We start from the raw sequence: 11903 nt of genomic DNA on the forward strand, positions 1-11903 counted from the left end.
GTTTTACGGATATGACGGGCTCGGCGGGGGTGCCGCCGAACGGGTGGCCGGAAGCGGGCGCGCTTCATGGCAGACTTCGGCACCGTTCACACCGGTGAGCGAAACGGAGTTTCTGCCATGCGGCCGCTGCACGACGAGGACCCTTCGAGCGTTGGCGCCTACCGATTGGTGGGCCGGCTCGGCGAAGGGACCACGGCTCGGACCTATCTGGGCGCCGCGCCCGACGACGCCCCCGTCGTCGTGCGGGTGATCCGGGCCGACCTCGGGCGTGATCCCGCCTTCCGCGCCCGCTTCGGCGAAGAGGTGGACGCCGCACGACGGTTGCCCGGTCCCGGCACCGCCGTGGTCCTGGACGCCGACACCACCGGCCGGCAACTCTGGTACGCCACCACGCACGTGCCCGGACCGACGCTGGCCGAGACGGTCCGTCGGCACGGCCTGCTCCCCGGCCATTCGCTGCGCACGCTGGCCGGCGAACTCGCCGCCTCGCTCGGCCTGTTGCACGCCGCCGGGCTGTACCACGGGCGGCTCGACCCCGGCGCGGTGCTGCTCGATCCGAACGGCCCCCGGCTGCCGCACGTCGGGATCGCGCACGCCTCGCTGGGCTCGTCGGTGACCGCCGACGGCGTGGTGATCGGCACCGTGCTCGACTCCCCCGGTTTTCGTTCGCCGGAGCAGGTACGGGATCTGACGGTGGGTCCGGCCAGCGACGTGTTCTCGCTCGGGTCGGTGCTGGTGTTCGCCGCGACCGGCGCGGGCCCGTTCGACCGGGGCGAGGAACGTTCGCCGGCCGATCGGGTCGCCGAGGGCGAGCCGGAACTGGGCGACGTGCCCGCGTCGTTGCGCGACCTGATCGCGGCCTGCCTGGTCAAGGACCCGGACCGGCGGCCCGCTCCGGAGGAGGTGGCCCGGGTCGCGGCCGGCACTCCCGGCCCGAGCTGGCTGCCCGCGGCCACCGCGACGTGGGTGGCCGAGCGGGTGGCCAACCCGTGGGAGCCGCCGGAGCCGATGCCCGGCAGCGAGCCGTACGCGGCCGACACCGTACCGGCCCCGCCGCCCGGCGCGACCCCGCCGCCCGAGCCCGAGCCCGAGCCCGCGCCTGCGACCGTCCCCTCCCCCGCCGCGCCGCCCGCCCCCGAGCCGGAACCGGCGGCGCCCACCACCGCGGCCCGGACCCACCGCGCGGCCCGGACCGAACCCGCCGCGCCGCCCGCCGGGAGCGAACCGCCCACCCGCGCGCACCGGGCCGCCGGCTCCTCCCGGGCCAAGTCCCGCCGCGGCTTCCTCGCCGTCGCGGCCGGCGCCGCCGTCCTGGGCGGCGGCGGTGCGGCATGGGCGCTGAGCCGGGGCGGCGACAAGACGCCCAAGACCGCCCCGAAGCCGTCCGCGACGGCGCCGAGTCCGACGGCACACACGCCGGGGCCGGCCGTGCCCGGCGCGGTCCGCGAACTCACCGTCTGGACCACGGAGAGCCTGGTCCCCGCCTCGCTGCTCGGCGAACTCGGCCTGGAATTCGGCAAAATGGGCACCACCGGCGCCGGCGTGCGGATCGGCACTCGGGTGCAGCCGAAGGCCGGCTACACCCAGGCCCTCGAACAGGCGCTGCGCGCGGGCCGCGGACCCGACGTGTTCGAACTCGACCTGCTCGCCCTGGCCCGGTTCAAGGCCGCCGACCTGGTGATGGACCTGACCCCGCTGCAGAGCCGGTTCGACGGCGGCAGCTGGTTCCCCGCCGTGCGGGCCGCGGTCACCTCGGGGGGCCGGATCATGGCGTTGCCCCTGGGCGCCGGCGTGCCCGTGGTGCTCTACGACAAGGGGCTGTTCCAGGCCGCGCAGGTGGGCGTGCCGACCGACCGGGTGACCTGGGTCGCGGACCTGGAGAAGTTGCGCCAGGCCAACGCGACCAACCCCGACTACCGCGCGCTGTACGTACCCGGCGGAGCCTGGCCGGTGTTGGCCTCGTGCGTGTGGGAGGACGACGGGACCATCGCGGTGCAGGAGGGCGATGCCTGGCGCGGCACGCTCGACCTGCCCGGATCGGTCGAGGGGGCCCGGTTCTTCCGACACCTCCAGTCGTACGCGCCGGACGCGGTCGGGGCGGGCAACGACGACCCGGCGACCACGACCCGCGTCGCCAAGGGCGGGGTCGCGTCGGTGATCGCCGACGCGTCGCTGTACGACGCGGTGGTGGCGGCGAATCCGGCGCTGCGCCCGGTGCTGGGCGCGTTCGCGATCCCGGGCCGCACGGCGGGCAAGCCGGCCGCCGTCGGGGTGCGCGGCACGGTCTTGGCGGTGTCGGCGGCCAGCCTGTTCAAGGAGGCGGCGATCGACCTGCTCTCCCTGGTCGCCACCGACCGCTGGCGGGCCCGGATCGCGACGGAGGCCCGTCTGGTTCCGGTCCGCAGTGGCCTGGATCGAGCGGTGCCGTCGGACAATCCGATGATCCAGGCCGCACTGTCCGCGCTGCCCGTGGGCGGTCGGGCGTATCCGGTCGCCCCGGGATGGTCGGAGCGTCCGCTGACCGAACTCTCCCGGCAGACGCTGGCGGGCACCGACCCGCTGGCGGCGGCTGCTGCGGCGAACACGATCGTGGCCCGCGAATTCGGCGTCGACCCCACTTGACGGATCTCCCTGGCGGCAGGGATCGCCGCGCCACCTAGGGTTTGCGCAGGCATGGCATCCGGCCATGCCTGTCGCCCACTCTCGGAGGAGCCGCACCGTGTCGTCGTGGAACGAGGAACCACCCGCGTCGAGGGACGACGACCCGTCGGCCGAACCACCGCCTCGGCCCACGTACGCCCCGATGGCCGTGCCGCCGCCTCCGGGACGGCCGGCCGGACCGGCGGGGCAACAGCCGGCGGGCCACCCGGCCGGTGCGGCCGCGCAGTCCCCGGCCGGCCAGGCACCCGGGTACCCGGCGGGGGCACAGCCCCCGGCAGGCACGGTGCCGCAACCGTCGCCAGGCGCCGCGCCGGGCTACCCGCCCGGCCAGGCCCCCCAATACCCGGCGGGGCAATCCGCGCAGCCCCCCGGCCAGGCCCCGCAATACCCGAACCAGGCACCGCAGTACCCGGCGGGGCAACCCGCCCAGCCCCCCGGCCAGGCTCCCCAATACCCGAACCACGCACCGCAATACCCGGCAGGGCAGCCCGCGCAACCTCCCGTCCAGGGGGCGCGGTATGGCGCGGGCGCGTCGTACCCGGGAGCCGCCCCGCAATACCCCGGCCCGCCGCAGTACCCGGGCGCGCCCGGCGGCTGGGGCCCGCAACCCCCGCAGCCCGCCGCAGGCGCCGGCACCTCCCGGCGCCGGGTGATCGTGGCCGGTTCGGTCGCGGCGGCCGTCGCGGCCGGCGGCGGGGTCGCGGCGTGGCTGCTCACCCGGGGCGACGACAAGAGCGCCGCCCCGCCGCCCAAGCCGAACCCGACCACCCCCGCACCGGTGCCGCCGGGGCCGCCGGCCCTGCCCGAACCGCCCACCACCGAGAGCGGCCCGTACACGCTCACCATGTGGCTGGACAAGATCTACACCCCCGGCGTCGACCAGGCGAAGACCACCACCGACCTGGCCGCCGCGCTGGTCAAGGCGGATCCGCTGGGCACCGTGCGCAGCGATGTCCAGGAGTACATCGACCAGACGAAGCTGGACACCGCGCTCGCCGCGGGCAACGGCCCCGATCTCTTCCAGATGGACAGCCTGGTCCTGGCCCGCCGGGTCAAGCAGGGCACACTGCTCGACCTGACCCCGTACGCGAAGCGGTTGAACGCGGACTCCTGGCACCCGGCGGCCCGGGCCGCCTGCACCGTCGACGGCAAGCTGTACGCGCTGCCGATGGACGTGTACGCCCCGGTCGTGCTGTACGACAAGCGGCTGTGCGATCCGGCCGGGTTCGTCGTGCCGACCACGCGCGACGAGTGGATCACCCAGTTGGACAAGCTCAAGCAGCACTACGCGAGCGACCCGAAGTTCGAGGCGCTGCACCTGGTCGGCCGGGCCTGGCAGACGATCGCCGCGTGCCTGTACGCGAGCGGCTGCGAGATAGCCGTGCCGCAGAACGAGCGCTGGGCCGGGCGCCTGAACACCGACGCGGGCCGCGCGGGCATCGCGTTCTTCCAAAAGCTCCAGTCCTATTCGAGCGCGCCGAAGAACGTCGAGGAGTACAAGGACCCGGCCGGCAACATCATCGCCGTGCTCACCGCCGGCAAGTCGGCGATGGCGATCCAGCCGGACTGGGTGGTGGCCGAACTGCTGCGCACCTCCCCCGAGACGGCCCGCAATCTGGGCGCCTTCCCGATGCCCGGGACCACCGCCGGCAAGCCCGCGACGGTCGGCGTGTGGGCCGGCGTGCTGGCCGTGTCGGCGAAGACCGAACATCCGGTGGGGGCGAGCAATCTGCTCCGGGTGATGTCCTCGTCGGTGTGGCAGGAGCGCTGGGCGAACGAAAACGAGACGATGCCGGCGCTCGGCGGCCTGACCACCACCTCGGGTGCCGCGAACCCGGCCCGGGCCGCGACGCTGACCGCGCTCGCCCAGGGCAAGCCGTATCCGGCCGCACCGGGCTGGACGGCGGTTCCGCTCAAGGACTTCGCCGAGAACGTGCTGGGCGGCGCCGACCCGGTCGTCGTCGGCGCCGACCAGGACGCGAAGATCGCGGGCACCTTCGGCCGATACCAGCCCTGACCCATGGCGGGCGACCGCTCCTCGACCGGGCGGTCGGAGCCCGGCCGCCGTGTCACCCACACGGCGCAAGAAATCCTCAAGCGTAAGCCCGTCGCGGTTGCCCGCGGCGGGCTTACCGCATTACCCACCCTCCGCAGTCGAACCAGCGCATACCGTCGGGTCACTTCCCCTTCGGGCGACCGGCGGTTTCCGGCTTCGGTGGTACATGTCCGGCCGTCGGATCGCTCTCCGAGCACACGAGGATGCGGTCCGTCATGTCCGGAAGTCCCGACCCCTCCCGGGCCGATCTGCTCCGCGGCAGCCTCGAGGCCGTCGCGCCCGCCGCGCACGATCTGGTCTCGCACTTCTACGCGCTGCTGTTCCTACGCCGCCCCGACCTGCGCGCGCTGTTCCCGCCGGCCATGGACCACCAGCGCGATCGCCTGCTCGCCGCGCTGCTCCGGGTCGGCGGAAGCAGCGACGAACCGCACGAGTTACGCCGCTATCTGCGCGGATTGGGCCAAGACCACCGCAAGTACGGGGTGCTGGACGAGCACTACGACGCGGTCGGCAGCGCGCTGATCGGCGCGCTGGCCCGCTACCTGGGCGAGCGCTGGACGCCGGAACTGCAGGCCGCATGGGTGGAGGTGTACACGTGGGCGGCGGCGGTGATGATCGAGGCCGCCGCCGACGACGCCGAGGACGCGCCCGCGTGGTGGGACGCGGTGATCACCGCCCACGAGCCGCGCGGCCGGGACATCGCGGTGATCACCGTCGAGCCGGATCGCCTGCTGCCCTACCACCCGGGCCAGCACGTCACGGTGGAGACCCCGTGGTGGCCCAGGGTGTGGCGGCACTACTCGATCGCCAACGCCCCGCGCGTCGACGGCCGGCTGGAGCTGCACGTGCGCGCGGTGCCGGCGGGGTGGGTGAGCAACGCGCTGGTCCATCGGGCCCGGGTCGGCGACCGGATCCGGCTCGGCCCGGCGCGCGGCGGCCTGGTGTTGCGCGGCGAGACGCTGCGCCGGACGTTGTGCGTGGCCTACGGCACCGGCCTGGCGCCGATCAAGGCGCTGGTGGAGCACATGGCGCAGCGTCAGCTGGCGCACCGCGCGCATGTGTTCATCGGCGCCAAGTACCGGGCGGACCTGTACGACCTGGGCGCGCTGTCCGCGATGGCCGACGTGTACCCGTGGTTGAACGTGATCCCCGCGGTCACCCACGACCGCTCGTTCGCCGGCGACCAGGGCGCGCTGCCCGACGTGCTGGCCAGGTACGGCGACTGGGCGGACCACGACGTGTTCGTCAGCGGGTCGGCGGCCCTGGTCCGGGCCACCGCGCACCGGCTGACCGGCGAATTGGGGGTGGCCCCGCAGCGCCTGCGCACCGAGAGCCCGGACGGGGCGGCCGGCGGGACGGTGCTGCTCCGAGGCCGCTGAGCTGCGGTGGGATGGACCCGGGGGCGTAACGTACGGGTCATCAGGGTTGTGTCGAGCCGTGTCGATACGACCGCTTCGAGCCGCAGGAGCACCCGCATGGTCAGCAAGCCGCCCGTGGACGACGTCGGCGACGAGGGGCTTGTGGTCGGGCCGCCCAAGGAGTACGCGGCCGGGCTGCCGGCCGTCGCCTGGTCGCTGCGTCACGCCGGCCGCCAGATGGGGGTCAAGCGCAGCCTGCTGACCCTGGTGCAGGTCAACCAGAAGCAGGGCTTCGACTGCCCCGGGTGTGCCTGGCCCGAGCCGGACCACCGCAGTGTCGCCGAGTTCTGCGAGAACGGCGCGAAGGCGGTCGCCGAGGAGGCCACGGTACGCCGGGTGGGCGCCGACTTCTTCGCCGCGCACCCGGTGGCCGAGTTGGCCGACAAATCGGACTACTGGCTGGGCCAGCAGGGTCGGTTGACCGAGCCGATGTATCTCGCCGAGGGCGCCACGCACTACGCGCCGATCTCGTGGGATGACGCGTTCGGCGTGGTCGCCGAGGAGTTGGCGGCGCTGGACTCGCCGGACGCGGCGGCGTTCTACACCTCGGGCCGCACCAGCAACGAGGCCGCGTTCGTGTACCAGCTGTTCGTCCGCGCGTTCGGCACCAACAATCTGCCGGACTGCTCCAACATGTGTCACGAGTCGAGCGGTTCGGCGCTGACCCAGACGCTCGGGGTCGGCAAGGGCAGTGTCTCGCTCGAGGACCTGTACCGGTCCGACCTGATCTTCGTGGTGGGTCAGAACCCGGGGACCAACCACCCCCGGATGTTGTCCGCGCTGGAGAAGGCCAAGCAGGCGGGTGCCTCGATCGTGGCGGTCAATCCGCTGCCGGAGGCCGGACTGCTGCGGTTCAAGAATCCGCAGAAGGTCTCCGGTGTGCTCGGCTCGGGCACCCAACTGACCGACGAGTTCGCGCAGATCCGGGTGAACGGCGACCTCGCGCTGTTCCGGGCGCTGAACCGGCTGCTGCTCGAAGCCGAGGACGCCGCGCCCGGCACCGTGCTCGATCGCGACTTCATCGACGAATACGCGCACGGGTTCGAGGAGTTCGCGGCCGACGTGCGGACCACGCCGTGGGGCGACGTGCTGGAGGCGACCGGACTTTCGCGCGAGCAGATCGAGCGCATCCATCGACGGGTGCTGGGTTCGCGGCGGATCGTGGTGTGCTGGGCGATGGGCCTGACCCAGCACAAGAACTCGGTGCCGACCATCCGTGAGGTGGTCAACTTCCTGCTCCTGCGCGGCAATGTGGGTCGGCCGGGCGCGGGGGTGTGTCCGGTGCGCGGGCACAGCAACGTGCAGGGCGACCGCACGATGGGGATCTACGAGAAGCCCGCGCCGGCGTTCCTGGACGCGCTGGAGCAGGAGTTCGGCTTCGCGCCGCCGCGTGCGCACGGGCACGACGTGGTGGACACGATCCGGGCGATGCGCGACGAGAGCGTGAAGGTGTTCGTCGCGGTGGGCGGCAACTTCGTCTCGGCGACGCCGGACACCGCCGCCACCGAGGCGGCGCTGCGGGCCACCCGGCTGACCGTGCAGGTGTCCACCAAGCTCAACCGTTCGCACGCGGTCACCGGGCGGCGCGCGCTGATCCTGCCCACCCTGGGGCGGACCGAGCGGGACCAGTTCGTCACGGTCGAGGACTCGATGAGCGCGGTGCACATGTCGCGCGGCAAACTGCCGCCGGCCTCGCCGCGGTTGCGCTCGGAGGTGGCGATCGTCTGCGGGCTGGCCGAACGGGTGCTCGGTGACCGGGTGTCGGTGCCGTGGCGCGACCTCGCGCGCGACTACGACCTGATCCGGGACCGGATCGAGCGGGTGATCCCGGGCTTCACCGACTTCAACCGCCGGGTGCGCGAGCCCGGCGGGTTCGTGTTGCCGCACGGGCCGCGCGACGCGCGGCGGTTCCCGACCACCACCGGGAAGGCCAACTTCTCCCGCAACGAACTCGCCGTGTTGCGGGTGCCCGAGGGGCGGTTGATCCTCCAGACGGTGCGCTCGCACGACCAGTACAACACCACCATCTACGGCTTGGACGACCGTTATCGCGGGATCAAGCAGGGTCGCCGGGTGGTGTTCGTCAACCCCGTCGACCTGACCGCGCTGGGTCTGGCCGACGGCGCGCTGGTCGACCTGGTCAGCGAATGGCACGACGGGTCGGAGCGGCGGGCCGAGGCGTTCCGGGTGGTGTCCTACGACACCGCCGCGGGCTGCTGTGCGGCCTACTTCCCCGAGACCAACGTGCTGGTGCCGCTGGACAGCACGGCCGACGAGAGCAACACGCCGACGTCCAAGTCGATCGTGGTCCGCCTGGAGCCGCACTCGCATTGAGGGCGGTCGCGCCGGACGGGCCGTCCGCCCGTCCGGCGCCCGGGCGATCGGCCCGGTCCTGCCGCGTCGGCCCGGTCAGCCCGGTCAGCCCTGTCAGCCCTGTCAGCCCTGGAATCGGGCCGCCAGTACCGCCGCGAGTCGGCGGGAGGCGAAGTCGCCGCCGTGGACGAAGCGCATCGCCGGGCCGAAGGTGGCGGCGGCGGGCGGGCCGGTGACGTACAGGCCGGGCACGGTGGTCTCGAACGACGCGTCGAGCGCGGGCAGTCCGCCCACCGTGGCGATCCGGCGCCGCACGGATGGTGTCAGGAAGCCGAGGGCGGCCAGATCGACCCGGTAGCCGGTCGCGGCGAGCACGTGGTCGGCGTGTACCTGGCGCTGGTAACCGGTCCGGTCCCGCAGCCACATCCGCACCCGCCCGTCGGGCTCGCGCCGGGCCCGGGTGACGGTCTGCGCGTCCCGGACCGGGACCCGCCCGTCCAGTCGATCGCGCAACCACCACGCGGCGGACGGGCCGAGGATGCGCCGGGCCAGGTCGACCCGGACGCAGGCGGGCAGCAGCCGGAACGCGGCCGGGCCCCGCGCGGCGGCGGCGATCGTCCAGCCCGCTCCCAGCGGCGAGTCCGGGGTGAGCCGACGGACTCGGGGCGGGGCGCCGAACCGGATGTGCGCGGCTCGGCCGAACACCCGAACCCGTGCGGCGCCGCCCTCGTGCAGCAACGCGGCGCTCTCCAGGGCCGATTGGCCGGAGCCGATCACCACGATGTCCCGGTCCGCGCCGAGTTCGGCCAGGTCGGGGCGCTGCGCGGGGTGTGAGACCAGGTCGTCGCCGAGGTGTTCGAGCACGGCCGGCACATGGCGGTGCGCGGCCAGGCCGGTGGCCAGCACCACCGCGTCGACCGCCAGGTCCGGGCCGCCGTCCCGGGCGAGCACGAAGCCGTGCCCGGCCGGCTCGATGCCGGTGACGCGCTCGCGCTCCACGTCCGGGACCAGGCGCTCGGCGAACCACCGCCCGTAGGCCACGAACAGCTCCAGGGGCACGGGCTGATCGCCCGTCAGCGGGCGCTCGCCGCGGGCGCGTTGGAAACAGGCCAGGGTGAATCCGGGCCTGGGCGCGGCGATCGAGGAGGCGTCGGGCCTGGATTTCAGCAACATGCCGATCGGCATGTGCCGCCGCCAACTCTCCAGCGGTTCGCCGAACACCCGGGCGGTCACCCCGAGTTGGCGCAGGTGGGCGGCGAGCGAGAGGCCATAGGGGCCGGCTCCGACGATGGCCACGGTCATGGCGGTGCCCTTCGGGTATTCGAGTGGAATATTGGCTTATCCGGTGAAAAGTCGGTTCACGCTGCTAGAAAGGTCCGGACGGGGAGGCCACGAAATGGTTGTCCGAGGAGTCGAGCTGGATCGTTCGGTGCCCGCGCTGCTGTTCAAGGTCGGCCGCTATCCGCTGCACCAGGGCTCGGTCGGCGCGGTGCGCTCGCTCGGCCGCGCGGGTGTGCCGGTGCACGCGGTGGTCGAGGACGCGTACACCCCCACCGCCCTGTCCCGGCACCTGAGTCGGCGGCACGTGTGGCCCACCACCGGCCTGGAGGACCCGCGGGCGCTGGTGGAGCAACTGCTCGGGATCGGCCGCCGCTTGCCCGCCCGCGCGGTCCTGGTGCCCACCGACGACGAGGCGGCGCTGCTGGCCGCCGGCGCCCAGGACCGCCTCGCGGAGTGTTTCCTGCTGCCCAAGATCGATCCGGACCTGCCCGCCGGGCTGGCGGGCAAGCGCGGGCTCTACCGGCGCTGTCTGGCCCACGGGGTGCCCGCGCCGGATACCCGCTTCCCCGCCGACCGGGAACAACTGACCGCGTTCGCCACCGAGTTGGGCTACCCGGTGGTGGTCAAGAACCTCGCGCCGTGGGATCGGCTGCGGGCGCCGGTGGTGCCGGGCACCACGCTGGTCGGCAACCGGCGCGCGCTGCTCGCGCTGGTCGGCGAGCCGCGCGGGGTGTTGTTGCAGGCATACGTGCCGCGCGAGGCGGCGCAGGACTGGATCGTCCACCTGTACGCCGCGCCGGACGGTCGGTGCGCGCCGGTGTTCACCGGACTCAAGCTCCGCTCCTGGCCGCCGCACGCGGGGGTGACCACGTACGCCCGGGCGTTGGCCAACCCGGGTCTCGCCCGCCGTTCCGCCCGGCTGTGTCGGGCGCTCGGCTACCGGGGTCCGGCCGATCTGGACTGGCGGCTCGACCTGCGCGACGGGCGCTACAAACTGGTCGACTTCAACCCGCGGGTGGGCGCCCAGTTCCGCATGTTCGAGACGGCGCGAGGCCTGGACGTGGTGCGTGCGCTGCATCTGGACCTGACCGGGCGGCCGATTCCCCCGGGTGGCCAGCGCGAGGGTCGGCGCTATGTAGCCGAGCATCTGGATCTCGCCGCGTTCGTGGCCTACCGGGGGCGCCGCGGCGTGGCCCGGCCACCCGGTCGGGCGCCGGGGTGGGGCGGGGTGGAGGCAGCCTGGCTGGCCCTGGACGATCCGCTGCCGGCGGCGGTCACGGCGGTGCGCACGCTCGCCCTGGCCGTGCGCCGGCGGCGGCACTGAGGAGAGTGGGTGGGTTCGATGGGGACGGGTCGAGCGATGCGGGTCCGCCGACGGCTGGCCGCGGTGTTGCCGGTCGTGGTGCCGGTGCTGCTGCTCGCGGGGTGCGAGTCCGCGCCGCCGGCCGGGCCGCGGTTGTTGTTCGCCGACGACTTCGCCGGGTCGACGCTCGCCGCCGAGCGCTGGGTGACGTGCTACGACTGGAACGTGGCCGGCTGTACCAACGCGGGCAACCACGAGCAGCAGTGGTACCTGCCCGAGCAGGTCCGGGTGCGGGACGGGCAGGCGATCCTGACCGCCGCGCGGCGGCCCACCACCGGTTCGGACGGCGTGGCCTACCCGTGGGTCTCGGGCATGTTGTCCACCGGGCGGCCGAGTTGGTCGGGTCGGCCGAGGTTCACCTTCACCTACGGCCGGGTCGAGGCCGAACTGCGGTTGCCTCGCGAGCCGTTCTCGTTCCCGGCGTTCTGGCTGATGCCCGCCGCCAAACGCACCCCTCCCGAACTGGACGTGGTCGAACTGATCGGCCTGGACGGCCTGGCCCGGGCCACGGTGCACTGGACGGGGCCCGACGGCCGGCCCGACGCACAGACGCACGCCTCCCCCGAGCGCGACTGGGCCGGCAGGTTCCACCGGTTCACCCTCGACTGGCGGCCGGATCGGGTGACGTGGTCGATCGACGGCGAGCAGGTGTTCGCCGTGACCGACCGGGCGCATGTCCCGCACGAGCCGATGGAGGTGTTGTTCACCCTCGCGATGGGCTACCCGGAGCCGGTCCCCGACTCGGTGACCGGCGCGGAGATGCGGATCCGGGCGGTGCGGGTCTGGGAGCGCTGAACCTGCGCGCGCCGGC

General features: G+C 73.7%; 7 protein-coding genes. 6 read left to right on the plus strand and 1 reads right to left on the minus strand.

Annotation, left to right across the window (positions count from 1 at the left end):
- Positions 1 to 117 precede the first annotated feature (117 nt).
- From ACWGR4_RS21145 to ACWGR4_RS21160, 4 genes are all read left to right on the plus strand, one after another.
- Positions 118 to 2622 carry a protein kinase domain-containing protein gene (locus ACWGR4_RS21145; protein ID WP_452129081.1) on the plus strand — a complete coding sequence of 835 codons (2505 nt, stop codon included), beginning with the start codon at positions 118 to 120 and terminating at the stop codon, positions 2620 to 2622.
- A 97-nt stretch (positions 2623 to 2719) separates the two neighbouring features.
- Positions 2720 to 4678 (plus strand): hypothetical protein, encoded by a 1959-nt coding sequence (locus ACWGR4_RS21150; protein ID WP_452129080.1) that lies wholly within the window; start codon positions 2720 to 2722, stop codon positions 4676 to 4678.
- Between the two features lie 254 nt (positions 4679 to 4932).
- The gene (locus tag ACWGR4_RS21155; protein WP_452129079.1) at positions 4933 to 6096 is read left to right on the plus strand and encodes a globin domain-containing protein; all 1164 of its coding nucleotides are present in this window, start codon (positions 4933 to 4935) and stop codon (positions 6094 to 6096) included.
- 96 nt (positions 6097 to 6192) lie between these two features.
- Positions 6193 to 8469, plus strand: coding sequence for an FdhF/YdeP family oxidoreductase (locus ACWGR4_RS21160; protein WP_452129078.1), 2277 nt, complete (start codon positions 6193 to 6195; stop codon positions 8467 to 8469).
- 102 nt (positions 8470 to 8571) lie between these two features.
- Here ACWGR4_RS21160 and ACWGR4_RS21165 read toward each other — a convergent pair whose 3' ends face one another.
- Complete coding sequence (locus tag ACWGR4_RS21165; RefSeq protein WP_452129077.1) at positions 8572 to 9750, minus strand: FAD-dependent oxidoreductase; 1179 nt, start codon at positions 9748 to 9750, stop codon at positions 8572 to 8574.
- A 94-nt stretch (positions 9751 to 9844) separates the two neighbouring features.
- Here ACWGR4_RS21165 and ACWGR4_RS21170 point away from each other — a divergent pair, with 94 nt between their 5' ends.
- Both ACWGR4_RS21170 and ACWGR4_RS21175 read left to right on the plus strand, forming a co-directional pair.
- On the plus strand, positions 9845 to 11053 hold the full coding sequence (locus ACWGR4_RS21170; protein ID WP_452129076.1) for a carboxylate--amine ligase: 1209 nt from the start codon (positions 9845 to 9847) through the stop codon (positions 11051 to 11053).
- Positions 11054 to 11071: 18 nt separating this feature from the next.
- Complete coding sequence (locus ACWGR4_RS21175; protein WP_452129075.1) at positions 11072 to 11887, plus strand: glycoside hydrolase family 16 protein; 816 nt, start codon at positions 11072 to 11074, stop codon at positions 11885 to 11887.
- The last annotated feature ends 16 nt before the right edge of the window (positions 11888 to 11903 follow it).

The sequence above is a fragment of the Embleya sp. NPDC055664 genome, from assembly GCF_053618075.1.

Coding starts and splice junctions, on each gene's coding strand:
- ACWGR4_RS21145 (WP_452129081.1), top strand. CDS start 118: ATGCGGCCGCTGCACGACGAGGACCCTTCGAGCGTTGGCGCCTACCGA.
- ACWGR4_RS21155 (WP_452129079.1), top strand. CDS start 4,933: ATGTCCGGAAGTCCCGACCCCTCCCGGGCCGATCTGCTCCGCGGCAGC.
- ACWGR4_RS21160 (WP_452129078.1), top strand. CDS start 6,193: ATGGTCAGCAAGCCGCCCGTGGACGACGTCGGCGACGAGGGGCTTGTG.
- ACWGR4_RS21165 (WP_452129077.1), bottom strand. CDS start 9,750: ATGACCGTGGCCATCGTCGGAGCCGGCCCCTATGGCCTCTCGCTCGCC.
- ACWGR4_RS21170 (WP_452129076.1), top strand. CDS start 9,845: ATGGTTGTCCGAGGAGTCGAGCTGGATCGTTCGGTGCCCGCGCTGCTG.
- ACWGR4_RS21175 (WP_452129075.1), top strand. CDS start 11,072: ATGGGGACGGGTCGAGCGATGCGGGTCCGCCGACGGCTGGCCGCGGTG.